Below are 14,979 nucleotides of genomic sequence, written 5' to 3' on the forward strand. Positions count from 1 at the left end.
TTCCAATGCAAAAGGGGAGAATATCCATGCCAATTGTTACGATCCAAGTGACCCGTGAGGGTACCGCACCAGATCGCCAGTCTGTTACGGCGGAAGAAAAGGCTGCACTCATTAAAGGAGCCAGCGAGCTTTTGCTCAACGTTCTGAACAAGCCGTTAGAAGCTACCTTCGTAGTTATTGAAGAGGTCGACACCGAGAATTGGGGTTGGGGTGGACTACCAGCTTTGGAGTATCGCAAGCAGCTAGCCGCAAAAAAGAAGTAATCACTTACATTATCGGTTTATAAATTAACGGTTAGATATGATCCATAAGTTAAAATTGCCGATCTTTGATTTATGAGAAAAAGTTCTTGTCATTCGGTGATGACAAGAACTTTTTCTCATTGCCGATTTTAACAAGAATGTGATATCATTCCCGAACACATCATACAAATTTTCAAAAAAATTGAATGAGTATATATTTACGACTTGACTACAGGAGTTTCTTATACTATAGTAAACCAATCGGAATTAACTTGACTGACTCGTCAGTCAGTGGGAAGGGGTTCTTGAAACTGGCATCATTATTGAATGACGAACAGCAGCGAGAGCAGGTTCTGATGAACACTGCATTAGAGCTATTTGCACGCAAAGGATATCACAATACGAAGATTTCTGACGTTGTCAAAGCAGCGGGCGTTTCTCAGGGAACGTTTTACTGGTACTTTAAAAGCAAAGAGCAGCTCGCGGTCCGTCTGATCGAGAACGGTAAAGAGAAGCTAACACAAGTGATTGAACAAGGCTATCGCAAGCATGCAGGCTCTGTAGACGATATGGTTAGCTCGTCTGCAAAATTGCTGACGGATTTGTTCGAGTTCGCCAATAATAACCGGAATTTGATGGCATTTTTACTTATCAAAGGCCAGGGCGCAGACCCCTTGGTCAGGGAAGCTGTTTCGGAAACGTGGATCGCATTCGAGGAAGCCTTCAAGAACAATGTAAACCGAGCCATCGAGTTGGAGATGCTTCCGCATTTCTCGGACGTAACTCTTCGTGTAAACATACTCGTCTCTTTAATTACAGGAGTCCTTACCAAATGGTTGTTCGGACCTATGCACGGTGTTGATTATACATCCGCATACAAGCCCTCGGAAATAGCCGAGGAAACGGCACGGTTCGAATTCCGAGGATTGTTAGGTTAACAAGTAAAAAATCAAATAGGGGTGTATTGAAAATGACATTCAAGGTTAAACAAGTATTCAAAGCGGCATCGTTACTTTCTATCGTTGGTTTAGCGTTAGTCGGGTGCGGAAAAACAACACAACAGCCGGCGGCAAGTCCCACAACCGATACTAAAAACACACCAGCCGTGTCTCCGGCTTCAGCAAACCTGCTTGAGCAAATCAAGAAAAACGGCAAAATCAAAGTGGGCTTGATGGGTACCTATGCTCCTTACAACTTTTTGAATGACAAGAAAGAAGTAGACGGCTATGATGCCGACATCGCTAAGAATGTTGCGAAGAAGCTTGGTGTACAGGCCGATTTCATTACTGGTGAATTTTCTGGCTTAATTGAAGGTTTGCAAAAAGAGAAATACGATGTATTGATAAGCCAGGTGACCATTACGGAAGACCGTAAGAAAACAATGGATTTCTCCAATCCTTATATTAAGAACTCGGTGAATGTCGTTGTAAAGGGTGATAACAACACAATCAAAGCGGTTGAGGATTTCAAAGGTAAGAAGATCGGAATCGGTCTCGGTACGAACGATGAAAAATATTTGCGTGATGTGGCTATGCCGAAGGTCGGAAATTTTGAAATCGCTACGTACAACGATGTCATTTCATCCTTGATGGACCTGAACGTTGGAAGAATTGACGCGACCATCAACAATATCTTTGCACTGAAACCTCTAATGGATAAAAACAAGCTTAATATTAAAGCGGTTGGAGCGCCGATCAAGGAAGACTTCGCAGGCGTAGCTACCCGCAAAAACAATCCAGAGTTGGTGGAAGCTATCAACAAAGCCTTAAGCGAAATGAAAACGGACGGAACGTTGAAGGAAATTCACCAAAAATGGTTTGGTGTCGATCCGAATTTTTAAGGAATTGGAATATATTGGGGCCCCCGCAAAGTAATGTATAAACACTTATCGAAGTTAGCCGAAGAAGCTTGACCGCTTTAAGCGGAAAGTTTAAACGCCGACCGAGCTAGCACTCGGTGCGGACGGACTAAGCTTCGAAGCAACACGTCACTTTGTGGGGTGAATTTAGGAGGCCGCAAGAATGGAACTCGTTTTAGATAACTTAGGCTTTCTTTTCAAAGGCGCATACTATACCTTGCTTATCACAATCGTCTCGATGTTCTTTGGATTTTTTATCGCTCTGTTCGTAGCCATCGCCCGGTTAAAAGGAAATCGGCTGATCAGCAATTTGGCCAGAGGGTATGTTTCCATCATCCGCGGAACCCCGATCATTGTGCAGATCTTCATTATTTATTATGGCTTACCTGATTACGGTATTACCCTGGGGCCGCTCACAGCGGCCTATATTTCACTTAGTATTAATATCGGCGCCTATTTATCTGAAACATTTCGGGGCGCGATCCTGTCTGTGCCTAAGGGTCAGACGGAAGCGGCTTTATCCCTGAACATGTCCCCTTGGCAAACGATGCGCAAGATTATTCTTCCGCAGGCAGCCCGAGTGGCAATTCCCCCAATGGGCAATACATTTATAGGCATGCTGAAAGAGACTTCGCTCGTTTCCATTGTGACAGTAACTGAGCTGCTGCGTTCAGCCCAACTGCTTATTGCGCAATATTATATTGCCATGCCTTTTTACATTTCCATTGCTCTCATGTACTGGCTAATGAGCATGTTCTTCTCTAATATTCTTAACCGCATCGAGAAAAAATTATCAAAGGCTTATTAAGGGTGTGAGTGGGCTTGATAGAAGTAAACCATCTTAGTAAACGATTCGATGCTTTGACTGTGCTGCAGGATATTAACCTCCGCATTCATTCACAAGAAATTGTGGTCCTCTTAGGTCCTAGTGGTTCAGGGAAAAGTACTCTGCTTCGATGCCTGAACGGCCTTGAAGAGCCTAACTCGGGATCGATTCGTGTGGACAACATCCTGTGGGATGACTCGATGAATGCTCCGACGAAGAAAAAAGCCATCCGGGAACTTCGTAACTTAACCGGTATGGTTTTTCAATCTTTTAATCTATTTCCGCACTTGACCGTCCTGGAAAATGTGATCACGGCTCCAGTGACCGTGAAAAACATGCCTAAGGAGCAGGCGATTGAGCTGGCCGAATCATTACTGAATAAAGTGGGCTTGGCAGAGAAGAAGCATGAATATCCTTCCAGGCTCTCCGGCGGTCAGCAGCAGCGGGTTGCGATAGCCCGTGCTCTGGCGATGCAGCCTCAAATCATGCTGTTCGACGAGCCGACCTCGGCACTTGACCCGGAATTGACCGGTGAAGTTTTGTCGGTTATGAGGCAGCTGGCTGACGAGGGCATGACGATGATTGTGGTCACGCATGAAATGAAATTTGCGCAAGAAGTGGCAAATCGAGTTATCTTTATGAGCGAAGGCGTCATTCAGGAGGAGGGTGCCCCGGAGCAATTTTTTGTCCAGCCGCAAACCGAGCGGGCGCGCAAATTTTTGCGACAGATGGCCCAGGAGCCTGTTTAACATACGGAGATAGGAAAGCCTAATCCGAAGGAGTTGAGACCCATGGTCCATATTGATCAGGATCATTTACAAACCATTTCAGAGCGAGCGAGATTGATCATGGAGAACCAACAGATCGACGCTCTAGTTTCCTCTAGCTGTGAAAATTTTTATTATCTTTCCGGTTACCAAAGCGCATTCATGTATACGCTGCGTATGAGTGAAGTTGGACTCGTCGTCCTGTTTCGTGATCCTACCCGTAAGACGATCTTGATCATGAATGATTTTGAAGCGGCCGGTGTCGCGAACCATCTTTCAGGATACGAGGTCCGAACGTATCCCACCTGGGTGGATGTTGATGACCCGCTGGGTTTGATCGAATACAAATTCCAAGGAAAGCGGCCAGTCTCACCCCAAGCGGAGGAAATGTTCGGGGTGCTCAGTCAGGTGCTCGCAGAGAATGGAGCTTCCCATGGGAAAATCGCTGTCGAGCTAAGCTCGATGCGATACCCGTCTGTCATGGCATTACGGCAAGCCTGCCCCGGAATAGCCGAGCTGGTGGAGGCTAGCCCAATCTTTATCAAGCTGCGTGCGATAAAAACCCCTTGGGAGATCGACCAGCTGCGCAAGGCTTGCACTTATGCAGAGGCAGGCATCGTTTCCGCGGTACGTGAAATTGAGGTAGGCACCTCCGCCGCGGAGATCGTTGAAGCCTTCCGCAAGGCCTTGATGAGACATCCGGATGGTTCGACCGCACGGTTTCATATGGTTTCCGTAGGAGCCAATTTTGCTCCTGCGCATGTATTTGACACACGTCCAAGTGAGAAGGGCGATCTGATAAAATTTGACGTGGGTGTCGATGTGGCCGGATATGGCTCTGACATCGCACGCACTTTCGTGCTGGGTCCCCCTTCGGATATGGCGAAGCGAATTTACGGCGCATTAAGGGTGGGACACGACCGTCTTCTACAGATCATCGAGCCAGGGATGCCGATGAAGAATGCCTTTGAGGAGGTCATGAAACTGATTCGCTCCTCGGGGCTTACGAATTACAACCGCGGCCATCTCGGCCACAGCGCGGGTTTAAGCCTCGCCGCAGAAGAAGCGCCTTTCATTAGTCCATCCGAGGCCGCAGTGTTTCGTCCAGGCATGGTGATTTGCTTGGAGACGCCATACTATGGCCACGGTTTAGGCTCGATCATGATTGAGGATATGGTTCTTGTCACAGATAATGGCTGTGAGCGGCTTAACCAGCTAACTACGGATCTTATTTCGATTTAACATATATAAGAAGCTTTCTGGTCAAAGCGTAAAATAAACAGCGGCAGTCGAGGACGTGATACAAAGTCCTAGACCGTCGCTGTTTATTATTAAACTCCCACGTGATAAGGTCAAAGATCCTTATAAGTCTGTCGTGGACTAAATTTACAGTTTGTAATATAATTTACACAATATTAATTAGATGTGGCATACTAAATAAAAGGAAAGGAAAGGGATATATGGATAATAGAACGTCCCGCACCGATCCCCGCATACTCCGCACGCGTCAATTGCTTAAAGACGCTTTTGTGGAATTGCTTCAGGAAATGGATATCGAGAAAATTTCGGTAAATCGCATCGCAGAGCGCGCCACCATCAACCGTGTTACCTTTTATCTTCATTATCGGGACATTCCGGATATGCTGGAGAAGATGGCGGATGATATGATCGTGGACATTAATGGAATTTTGAAATGCGCACCTGGGAATCAGAATTCCACAGATGAAGAGGATTGGCCGGTACTTATGAACTTGCTTGAACATATTGCCGAACATGCTAAATTTTATAAAATCATTCTTGCGTCGAAACGTACCCCGATCTTTACGGATCGATTGTTAAACCTGCTGACGGAAATGATAACCGCAAGAGTAGAGAGAATGGGGGATGAATCCTTCCTTTCTACAGCAGGTATTCAAAAGGATATTGCCATTTGGTACGGATCTTCGGCCTTGATCGGTACGATCGTTTCTTGGCTTCGTAAGGACATGCCCTATACGCCCCTTTATCTTGCCAAGCAATTCACTTTGCTGCGTTCTTATAAATAATAAGGTGAAAGACCTGTATAAGGAGGACAATGATGAAACGGATGCCATTTGAACGTCCAACCGAACATTATGATGAACGAATTTTTAATATTGATGAGCAAATTTGTTCATTGCTAAAACAACGGAAGGAAATTTCGGGCAATAATCCAGGTTTTCCGCCATTTGAGTATATCTCTAAATGGGCAAGTGCTTTTGAACTCTACGAGGACTTCTTGAAAGCAGTATTTGGATCTTTGAGAAGTGAAGAACATTTTAAACCTATGGTTGAACCATCTGGATTCAGAAAGCATATTCCAGTATTACAATCAATTGAAAAAGGTGCGATTTTTTATTCGGTAACCTCAATACGACAATATAACAATGCAAGTGTAATAACTTTTAGTATAGATTGGGACATGACAACTGACCTTCCATCAAATCCGCATAAACACAGTCATTTTGAGCTGTATCTAGGAGAAAAATACGACTGCCGAATGACTAATGGTGGAAGTACATCAGGACATTCGTCCTATAACTACGTAGTATCTCCGCCGCTAACTGACGATATTTCAGGAATTGAATTAATGTTCAAGGAATATAGTGCTCCCTTTAAGAACAGACCGACAGGTATAGAAATAGTTTTTCGGGTGGAATGAAGCAGGCTAAATAACGCTTGCTCATTCTCACCGATCAAGGGAGCAGATATTGAATAGCTAAACCAGACCCTCCTATGGTATTTTTTAAGATAGCAGGAAGGAGGGTTCTTAACCGTGTGGGCATATTTGAAACGCGTATATGAAGCATGGATCGACTATCCTTTATGCTTAGATAAGGTAATTCGAGATCAATATCAGATTGAACGTTTCCTGGGGATGGGAAGCTATGGATTAACATACTTATGTCAGGATAGGAAGTCAAATCAGGAAGTCGTCGCTAAGCAAGCTAAACCGAGTAAAGGGCGCTTAGGTCAAAACCTTTTGCGCCGGGAAATAGAGATCTTGAGTCTGTTAGATCATCCCTCTATTCCAAGGTGCTACACATCTTTCGAAGAATCTAATCGATTGTATATGATAACCGAATATATAAAAGGTCGGACAGTGGAGGACTTAATTTTTGAACGGGGAGCTCGATTTGGAGAAAGGGATGCGCTTTGCCTTATACGCAGTTTACTGGATATCGTGCGCTTCATCCACGAGAAAGGCATCGTCCATTTGGATATTCGAATTCCGAATGTCCTTTTATACGGGGAACGTATGACCCTGATTGATTTTGGTTTAGCCGCCCGCTTAGGCGAGCCATCTCTGTTAGAAATTGGACCGGGTGAAGAGCTAATACGGAGAAGAACCGTAGCTGTCTCTTCAGATCTGTATGCAATCGGTCACTTTTTACTATTTATGCTCTATTCGACATTTGAATCGATCGATGATCAGGAGGACTCCACAATTGGATGGGAGGAGGAACTGTCGGTAACAAGGCAGACGAAGCAAGTGATTCGTAAATTATTGCAAATCGATCCGCCGTACGTTAACGCGCAGTCATGTATCGAGGATCTGGACGCGATATTAAAGGATTAAAAACAAAAAGCCACTTTCGCGGCTTTGGATTAGCTGGAACTTCTATGACTATTTTTATAGTAACGATGTCCTTGAGAGTTGTGTCCATACCCCGCATGGTCACTAGAGGAGTATCGGCGATTATCATAGGCATTGTAATTAGAACTACTATGTTGATAATGTCTGCGTCGTTTGGAATGGAAAAAAGATCCTAATAGTTTGCGAAACAAATATTTGAGCAACGATCATTCCTCCTTTGGCTTTTTCTTTTTAGTACGAAAAGGTATTCCAATGGTTTCAGCTAGCCATCCTTTTGGGCGTGCAAACGTTCAAGAATACGTCGCTTGCGATACAGCATTTTCGCAGCATCGCCAACGTCCTTCAGCGTTCCGCGATTGATCCAAGCGCCAAAGAGGATTCCGGCAATAGGAATGAGTTGGAACAGCTTTTTCCAACCCCAATTATCGCGGTAAGTGGCGAATACCTCGCGCCATCCCTGAAGCTGAGAGATTATTTGTACATCCTTCTTATCTGTGGAGGCGTAGTCCGCCAGCTCTTCGAGAATGGCCTTTTTACCGACAATGTCGGAGGACGAGAATTGCAGGCATTTGATCGTGAATATCCGCTCCTGCTTTTCTTTGGGATCATAACCATAGCAGATCGCAATTTCTTGAATGGTTTTCAAAGACAGGCCAAGAATGGCCGGAATATCAATGGCGAGTGTCAGAATCCCGCCAATGCCAGTTGTTGCACCTTGAATAGTAGCCAGATTTGATCGATTTTGGACAATTTCATTAGCCGTTTGATCCATCACAAGAAGAGGTAATGTTCCTACCTTTTCTATCGTAAGCCCCTCTGTAAGATCTGTTAGGTCTCCCTCGACCCTATTGCGAAGATGCACATCTTCAATGTCCCGCAATGTTCCTTTTTCAGAAATAAGATAGCTGCCTCCTGCCTGCAAATAATTCCCAAGCTCGTCCAGTGCTTCACCTATTTTTTTATTCAAAAACTTCGGCGTTAATCGGTCCAACACTTGGAAAGGAAATCTTCCGATTTTTTCCCAAAACCATAGGTCTTTTTGTTCAGCTTCCCATAATTCTATCTCATAAAGTGCTTGAAGCAGCTCATTTCTTGTTTCCGGAAGGTGATCTTGCTCAGGGTTTTTCATGCTATTCACAACTCCTTTCATCATCGTATACGTTTATAATCGCTTTTGGATGCAAGGGTTCAGATTATTTTTAAATGACACTTCACCCATATTCCATATTATGGTAACATTGAATTCACATGAAGTCAGACTTCAACAATAATGGCGGTTCATCCTTGTTATTAGACAGTAATCATAAAAAGGACAATAAAAATTCTTCTAAGACTCAATTGTTCTTTGAAACGAAAAACCTAGAGGAATCATATATTTTTGCTAAGGAAAAGGGAATTGAAATCATAATAGAAATTGAAGTACATGATAACATATCGTTCTTCACCCTCAGAGATCCAGACGACAATTTACTAATGATATGTGAAGATAAAAGGAAGCTTTAATACGTCTGTTGCAGCACATTATAACTCTGGAGGTGGTAGTACTGATTAGTGTGAAGGAAGTATTACTTGATCAACTAGCCGCTTGTCATGATGATGAAAGTTGGTTTAAACCATCTAAAACGACTTTAAATGATGTATCTGTAAATGATGCAGTTTGGAAAGCAAAAGACCAGCCGCATTCCATTTGGGAGATTGCGAACCATCTCATTTTCTGGAATGAAATGTGGCTAAATCGCTTTATTAACGATGATTTGCTTGAAAGTAATACAACGAACGATGAAACATTTGAATTGGATCTCCTGAAGCAGAATGAAGCAAGTTGGAATGAAACCATTCAGAGGTTAAGCAATGGATTCGTACACTTGCGAGAAGTTATTACGAACTGTGACGATATTAAACTGGAAAAAAGAATACCAACCTACTCCAATGCTCAGTGGTGGGGTGTAATATCAAATTTGTGTATCCATAACGCATACCATATTGGACAGATGATGCTATTGAAAAAGCAAGTACAGAAATATCAATCATAAATGGGAGAGGGGATTAACGTGGGAGAAAATAGTGTAGTTTCGGTTAACCTGAAAGGACCGTCCATTGTTTTGCTTGTTGCTAATTTACAGGAATCAATTAATTATTACAAAGGAATAGGCTTCACCGAAGAAAATGTTGGTGGTCATATTCATATGAACCATGGAGCGGTGACATTTATTCTGCACGAAGCAAAACAGATCAGCGATGTTCGACCAAATTCGTCCGTTGAAGGTGGACTATATTTTGATGCCTTCTGCTATACAAGCCCAGCGGGATTGAAACATTTATATGAGGAATTTCTATCAAAAGGTGTGGAAATCGTTAATGGACCTCATTGGTCCGAAGGATGGAGTGAAATGACTATCCGTGATATTAATGGTTACTGCATCGCATTCGGTGCATAAAGACAATAAGGACTTCAACTAACGAAAAAACTTTAACTTAATAATGACCGAGAACAAGGCTGCCGGTGTATCGGTGGTCTTGTTTTCGGTCATTTTGACAGAGTAATTGGGCATCTTATTTGATTAAGGTTAGCATCTGATAGACTTGGCGTTGATCACCTTTCAAACGGACATAGCGGCACTTCAATTGAGAGGAACCATCTCCGTCCAAATAGATGCCGTCTACCAGCCTTCGATCACTAAAGCTTTCGAGAATGGCAGCACGGAACTCTCCAATCGTACAGTGCGAAGGTGTTACAATCATATAAATGTTCTCTTGACTATCATAAACAACTGCCGTACGCATATGACCTTCGTTATAGGCTGGCATTTGCTCTAATATCATATCACTCTCCCAGCCAAAGCTATCGTTAAGCTTCATACTGACACCACCCTGTGCCCAATAACGCCGCTTATCTGTTACGGTCAGCTCACCGGCATGCGTGACTACTTGAATCGAGAATCGTTTAGTGACGTCATCCCAAACAAGAGTTCCTCGCTTTAAGTTAGTGTCAATGCCAGTGTTGTACCAGCCAGATCCGTAATCGCCAGGCATTCCTTTCAAAGGTTGGTCATTAATAACTGCGATGCTGAGCAGAGCTCCTTCCCAGAAAAAGCCCCCATTAATACCGTAATAAGGAGTTTTCGTTACATTCTTATCGATCGCCTGCAGTCGAACATTATCCGGAGTAGTCTGAATTGTATGCAAGACGACGCCGTTGGAAGCCTTCTGTTTTTCATAGTGATAATCACGAGGATTCGCAATATCCCTTTGAATATATCCAATTAACGAGACAAGCAATGCGGTGGTAATAAAAATAAGAATTACATGAAAACGATTGAATCTAGAAGGCAAGAATTTCGTTAATGTTGAATAATTCACAAGTACACTCCTTGTCGATTTTGTGGGAAATATTTTACAACACAATATGCTGTGGAGTTAGTGTGTAAAGAAAGACTAGGATAAGCTATTCTATAAATACCTCTAAATTCCTTTTTTTCCTATTAATAACTACATGTTTGAAAAAGAACTTTACTTAGTACTTGCTTGAAGGCTTGCCATTTCTTCTTGCATTAGCACTTTCGGTCCATCCAAGGTCACACCGTAGGAAATTGTCTCCAGATATGTTTGCTGCTTTTTGACATACGCATCTCCCTTAGGAACAATTTGATTTTTCTCGATGTAATAAGGGTGAAAGGACATATCGATACGGTCGCCATTCAGCGTTAGGTAGAGTAGTCCCGTATCCGCCTTCGGACCGCTAACATAGTCCGGAAAGAGGAAATTGCCAATGGAATAAGCAATAGGCTTCCCTTTGTAAAACTCAAACCCTTGCAGCACATGCACATGACTGCCAACAATCGCATCAGCTCCAGCATCGATCATTTGGCGAGCGAAGTCGCGCTGCCACTTTTCAGGTTGGTTTTTCATTTCCACCCCCCAGTGGATGTAAGTCAACACATAATCAGCGTCCTCACGTTCATGGGCTATGGCATCCAGCACCGGTTTCCTATCGTAGGCTTGAGCGATCCCCGGCTTATTCGTCCCAGCAAACCAATCTCCTGTTGGTATGAAGCGAGAGAATGCCAGGAATTTCACCTTTTTCCCTTTAAGAATGATGCTCTTCGCGCTGTATGCTTCTTTGGCATTAAGACCGCCCCCCACATAGAGCAATCCAGCCTTGTCCAGGTTATCGAGTGTATCCAGGAAACCTTTCTGTAAAAAATCCATCGAATGATTATTGGCGACTGAAACCATGTCAAATGCTGCATTTTTTAGCCCTATTAGTGATTCCGGATTGGATTTGAAATTATAAATCTGGTTGTTATCTTTGTCATTCTCAAGCGTAACAGCGCTTTCCAGATTGATGAATGCGAAGTCGCTTTTCTCTACTTCTTCTTTAACATGCACAAATGGAAAATCAGGGCCGTGCATGGCGATTGCTTCTTTAACAGACCAGTCAAACATAGCGTCTCCCGCATATAGGATCGTTATTGGTTCTTGCAAAAGGGGTTGAGGTTCTGGTGAGGCAATTGAAATTGGAAGTAAAGTTGGTATAGGAGTAGACGCAGGCTCTTGTGATTCAGCGGGTGTTGTTGATAAATGGTCAGCAGTTAACTGTTCGGGAGACAATTCTGTTTGACAACCGTACAACAAAAATGCAGTTAACGCGGTTAAAAGGAAAGGCACATGCTTTCGGGACACCTAAACCCACTCCTTCAATCGAATCGATACATTTACCGTTATTTCTTATATATATTAATAATTAGTAAATGCAGATGTTATCGAACGATGAGTTAGTGAAAATAAAAATTAGGTAAAGTAAAGTATGGAAAACGCTATCAAGCTAACGTATAATCAGTATGCATGGATAAATCAGACATACAGATTATTGGGCGGAGGCTGGTCTAATGAATTTCAATTCACTTCGATATAGGCAAATAAAGGATCAACTGATGCGGAATATTTCATCCTTGAAACCGCACGATCGTTTGCCTTCAAGAACCGTATTATCTGAAACTTATCAAGCTGCACGCACAACCATCGAAAGAGCAATATCGGAATTAATTGGCGAAGGGCTACTCTATGCACGGGATGGAAGCGGAACCTATGTCTCCGAACCTATAAATGGCCGAAATAGCCATGAGGGCAGGGAAATCAAAAACTGGGGACTGCTAATTCCTGATATCCTTCATTACAATTACCCCGATATTGTCCGGGGGGCTAGTGATGTGGCAAGTGAGAATGATATCAATTTAATGATCTGTAATACTGATAATAGTTATGAAAAGCAAACAAGACACATACAAAAGTTAATAGACAGCAGGGTGCATGGGGTCATGATCGTTCCGGCGATAGACGGTATAGTGGATTTCACCCCCTTTTATAAGCTTAAGGAAGCTGGTATTCCTTTTGTTTTTTGCCATCGAATGCTTGAAGGTATACAGGCGCCTAGGGTCATTTCCAACAATTTTCTTGCGGGTTACATGGCTTCTAAACATTTGATCGCTGCTGGCCGCACGAGGATTGCCTTCATATCTAGACCTGTTTATTCTGCATCATCCGATAGATACCAGGGCTATGTTAGTGCTCTGACGGAAGCGAACATTCCAGTAAGAAAAGAGTGGGTTGTGTTCGAATCCGCCTTTGAGTCCGATGGAGAGGGTTACGATAGTGCCCTTAGGATGATGCAGCATGATGAGAGGCCTGACGGTATCTTTTGCTTTAACGACCGGATCGCCAAAGGGACCTATGAAGCAGCTGCAGAAATGGATTTAACAGTTGGGAGTGATATTGGGATCGTTGGCTGCGACAATACCAACCTATGTGAAAGTCTTCCGACGAAGCTGACATCCGTTAAATTTCAAACCTTTGAGACAGGCATTCAAGCCGCTAAGCTGCTTCTGAAGGGAGCTGCAAGTGATCATACGATCGTTGTGTTACAGCCGGAATTAATCATCAGGGAAAGTTCTTTATAATTTGAACTTTTAGTGGCACTCCATTATGACAAGGAGAATCTTGTTACGGAGCGTTCAGAGGAAATGCAAGCGGTTACAGATTCAGGAGGTGAAGGAGATTGTACAAGCTGCTTATTGTTGAAGATGAAGAGATTTTCAGGAGAGTTCTGCCAACAATTATTGACTGGAATTCCATTGGTTTTGAAGTAGCGGGGGTATGTGAAAATGGATACAAGGCTCTGGAGTTATTAGACAAAACAGAAGTAGATGCTATTCTGACAGATATACGTATGCCCGTATTAAATGGTCTTGAATTGGCTATGGAAGTGAAGAGCAGGTTTCCAAAAACGAAGGTAACGCTATTCAGTGCTTTCAATGAATTTGACTATGCAAAGAAAGGCATCGAGTGTGGGGTTTACGGATATATTTTAAAGTCTGATGGGGAAGATGAAATTGTTAATCATTTTACAAAGCTTAAAGGAGTTTTACATAAAGAAAATCATATCAGTATGGATAGTGAAGATATTTGGAGAAAGCGGGAAAACCTCTTTAAAGAAATGATGGAAAGTCATTCAGAAATGGATGAGAAAGCGGTTGCAATGATTCGAAAAGTAGGTATTTTTGGTACAAATAGAGATTACCGCATGACTTTGTTTCGAATTGATGAATATAAGCATCTGACCTTCTATTCTGGGGCAGACAGAGTACGTAGTATCCATGAATTCATCCGAGGGTATTTATATGAACATATTGAAATTCAAAATAAAGGGACGGTTATTTCGTTAAATGATATATGCTGTGTTTTATGGACGCTTCCTGAAGAAGATTTTGTGCGAACTGTAACTGAAGTATATGAGAATTTGAAGGAAGAGCTAGGCATGTATAAAAAAAACGAAGAAGAATGCCTTGAGATTTCTTGTGTGATTGGAAATATGGCAGCTAATTTACAAGAACTTTGTAATTCGTATACACGTTTAAGAGAGGTCTTCCTGAACAAAGCTTATATTGGTAACTGTATGATCCATTATAGTGAACTAGATACTAACAGCAAGCGGATATTTACCTTCACGGAAGAAGAACGGTGGATGAAAGAAATCATGTTACTTGTTAATAGTAAGGCGCATGTAAAATTAATAGAATATCTCGATACACTCAAAATTCAATTTATAGATGCCAAACTAACCGAAATCGATATGATTTCAGGTTTTGCTGTTAAACTAGTTTTAACTATAGTTAACGAATTGAGCGAAATGGGAAAAAAAACAGATGTGTTTTTAGACAAATCAAACTATATGATAAAGGAAATCGGATATTGTGAGACGATTGTGATGATTTTTAAGAAGTTGGAAGCTTTTATTGTAGAGGCATTTGATTTACTTAATGAAGAGAACAATTTGAAAAACAGAAGGATTGTTGATGAAGCTTTGGACTATATAAGGAAAAATTATTCCGGTCAAATAAGCCTTGAGGATTTAGCAAGGTATGTAAATGTTCATCCTGTTCATCTTTCTAGGCTTTTCAGTAAGGATGTAGGAAAAACCTTTAAGTCTATACTCACTGAAGTGCGAATTGAAGAAGCAAAAAGGCTTCTAAAGGATATCAACTATAGAGTTTATGAGATATCATGTATGGTTGGTTATGAGAAGCCCCGTTATTTTAGTGAACTTTTCAGAAACGTCACAGGTTTTACGCCATTAGAATACAGAGAAAAATACAAAGGGTAACCATAAAACT

General features: G+C 42.4%; 16 protein-coding genes. 13 read left to right on the plus strand and 3 right to left on the minus strand.

Features of this window, described 5'->3' with window-relative positions; translation table 11 throughout:
- Nucleotides 1-26 precede the first annotated feature (26 nt).
- The 9 genes from GC102_RS11050 to GC102_RS11090 all read left to right on the plus strand — a co-directional run bounded on the left by GC102_RS11050 (nucleotide 27) and on the right by GC102_RS11090 (nucleotide 7,291).
- Nucleotides 27-263, plus strand: coding sequence for a tautomerase family protein (locus tag GC102_RS11050; RefSeq protein ID WP_171647210.1), 237 nt, complete (start codon nucleotides 27-29; stop codon nucleotides 261-263).
- A gap of 335 nt (nucleotides 264-598) precedes the next feature.
- Entirely contained in the window at nucleotides 599-1,180 is a 582-nt protein-coding gene (locus GC102_RS11055) for a TetR/AcrR family transcriptional regulator (protein WP_171689624.1), read from the plus strand.
- 32 nt (nucleotides 1,181-1,212) lie between these two features.
- Nucleotides 1,213-2,082 (plus strand): transporter substrate-binding domain-containing protein, encoded by an 870-nt coding sequence (locus GC102_RS11060; protein ID WP_171689576.1) that lies wholly within the window; start codon nucleotides 1,213-1,215, stop codon nucleotides 2,080-2,082.
- Between the two features lie 181 nt (nucleotides 2,083-2,263).
- Nucleotides 2,264-2,908, plus strand: a complete 645-nt coding sequence (locus GC102_RS11065; protein WP_057302250.1) for an amino acid ABC transporter permease — start codon at nucleotides 2,264-2,266, stop codon at nucleotides 2,906-2,908.
- A 14-nt stretch (nucleotides 2,909-2,922) separates the two neighbouring features.
- Nucleotides 2,923-3,675 (plus strand): amino acid ABC transporter ATP-binding protein, encoded by a 753-nt coding sequence (locus GC102_RS11070; RefSeq protein WP_171689577.1) that lies wholly within the window; start codon nucleotides 2,923-2,925, stop codon nucleotides 3,673-3,675.
- A gap of 42 nt (nucleotides 3,676-3,717) precedes the next feature.
- Nucleotides 3,718-4,935: a M24 family metallopeptidase gene (locus GC102_RS11075; protein WP_171689578.1), complete on the plus strand. Its 1,218-nt coding sequence runs from the start codon at nucleotides 3,718-3,720 to the stop codon at nucleotides 4,933-4,935.
- Between the two features lie 218 nt (nucleotides 4,936-5,153).
- Entirely contained in the window at nucleotides 5,154-5,738 is a 585-nt protein-coding gene (locus GC102_RS11080) for a TetR/AcrR family transcriptional regulator (protein WP_171689579.1), read from the plus strand.
- 29 nt (nucleotides 5,739-5,767) lie between these two features.
- A complete protein-coding gene (locus GC102_RS11085; RefSeq protein ID WP_376769361.1) occupies nucleotides 5,768-6,373 on the plus strand; it encodes a hypothetical protein in 606 nt (201 codons plus the stop codon).
- A gap of 114 nt (nucleotides 6,374-6,487) precedes the next feature.
- On the plus strand, nucleotides 6,488-7,291 hold the full coding sequence (locus GC102_RS11090) for a serine/threonine protein kinase (RefSeq protein ID WP_171689580.1): 804 nt from the start codon (nucleotides 6,488-6,490) through the stop codon (nucleotides 7,289-7,291).
- A 280-nt stretch (nucleotides 7,292-7,571) separates the two neighbouring features.
- Here the strand turns inward: GC102_RS11090 and GC102_RS11095 are convergent, their stop codons facing one another.
- Complete coding sequence (locus GC102_RS11095) at nucleotides 7,572-8,438, minus strand: EcsC family protein (protein ID WP_171689581.1); 867 nt, start codon at nucleotides 8,436-8,438, stop codon at nucleotides 7,572-7,574.
- A gap of 424 nt (nucleotides 8,439-8,862) precedes the next feature.
- Here GC102_RS11095 and GC102_RS11100 point away from each other — a divergent pair, with 424 nt between their 5' ends.
- Both GC102_RS11100 and GC102_RS11105 read left to right on the plus strand, forming a co-directional pair.
- On the plus strand, nucleotides 8,863-9,342 hold the full coding sequence (locus tag GC102_RS11100) for a DinB family protein (protein ID WP_312883229.1): 480 nt from the start codon (nucleotides 8,863-8,865) through the stop codon (nucleotides 9,340-9,342).
- Nucleotides 9,343-9,360: 18 nt separating this feature from the next.
- Nucleotides 9,361-9,747 (plus strand): VOC family protein, encoded by a 387-nt coding sequence (locus GC102_RS11105; protein ID WP_312883230.1) that lies wholly within the window; start codon nucleotides 9,361-9,363, stop codon nucleotides 9,745-9,747.
- A 115-nt stretch (nucleotides 9,748-9,862) separates the two neighbouring features.
- On the opposite strand, the gene GC102_RS11110 is transcribed toward GC102_RS11105, so the two are convergent.
- Together GC102_RS11110 and GC102_RS11115 are read right to left on the minus strand one after the other, a co-directional pair.
- Nucleotides 9,863-10,669: a hypothetical protein gene (locus GC102_RS11110; protein WP_312883231.1), complete on the minus strand. Its 807-nt coding sequence runs from the start codon at nucleotides 10,667-10,669 to the stop codon at nucleotides 9,863-9,865.
- Between the two features lie 150 nt (nucleotides 10,670-10,819).
- Complete coding sequence (locus GC102_RS11115; RefSeq protein WP_171689583.1) at nucleotides 10,820-11,992, minus strand: CapA family protein; 1,173 nt, start codon at nucleotides 11,990-11,992, stop codon at nucleotides 10,820-10,822.
- Nucleotides 11,993-12,198: 206 nt separating this feature from the next.
- Here GC102_RS11115 and GC102_RS11120 point away from each other — a divergent pair, with 206 nt between their 5' ends.
- Nucleotides 12,199-13,266: a GntR family transcriptional regulator gene (locus GC102_RS11120; RefSeq protein WP_171689584.1), complete on the plus strand. Its 1,068-nt coding sequence runs from the start codon at nucleotides 12,199-12,201 to the stop codon at nucleotides 13,264-13,266.
- A 98-nt stretch (nucleotides 13,267-13,364) separates the two neighbouring features.
- Nucleotides 13,365-14,969, plus strand: a complete 1,605-nt coding sequence (locus GC102_RS11125; RefSeq protein ID WP_171689585.1) for a response regulator transcription factor — start codon at nucleotides 13,365-13,367, stop codon at nucleotides 14,967-14,969.
- The last annotated feature ends 10 nt before the right edge of the window (nucleotides 14,970-14,979 follow it).

This window comes from Paenibacillus germinis (assembly GCF_013141785.1).
Classification (GTDB): Bacteria; Bacillota; Bacilli; order Paenibacillales; family NBRC-103111; genus Paenibacillus_E; species Paenibacillus_E phytorum.

Bases quoted from the DNA above. Each gene is read 5' to 3' on its own strand.
- GC102_RS11050 (WP_171647210.1), top strand. From the start codon at position 27: ATGCCAATTGTTACGATCCAAGTGACCCGTGAGGGTACCGCACCAGAT.
- GC102_RS11055 (WP_171689624.1), top strand. From the start codon at position 599: ATGAACACTGCATTAGAGCTATTTGCACGCAAAGGATATCACAATACG.
- GC102_RS11060 (WP_171689576.1), top strand. From the start codon at position 1,213: ATGACATTCAAGGTTAAACAAGTATTCAAAGCGGCATCGTTACTTTCT.
- GC102_RS11065 (WP_057302250.1), top strand. From the start codon at position 2,264: ATGGAACTCGTTTTAGATAACTTAGGCTTTCTTTTCAAAGGCGCATAC.
- GC102_RS11075 (WP_171689578.1), top strand. From the start codon at position 3,718: ATGGTCCATATTGATCAGGATCATTTACAAACCATTTCAGAGCGAGCG.
- GC102_RS11080 (WP_171689579.1), top strand. From the start codon at position 5,154: ATGGATAATAGAACGTCCCGCACCGATCCCCGCATACTCCGCACGCGT.
- GC102_RS11085 (WP_376769361.1), top strand. From the start codon at position 5,768: ATGATGAAACGGATGCCATTTGAACGTCCAACCGAACATTATGATGAA.
- GC102_RS11095 (WP_171689581.1), bottom strand. From the start codon at position 8,438: ATGAAAAACCCTGAGCAAGATCACCTTCCGGAAACAAGAAATGAGCTG.
- GC102_RS11120 (WP_171689584.1), top strand. From the start codon at position 12,199: ATGAATTTCAATTCACTTCGATATAGGCAAATAAAGGATCAACTGATG.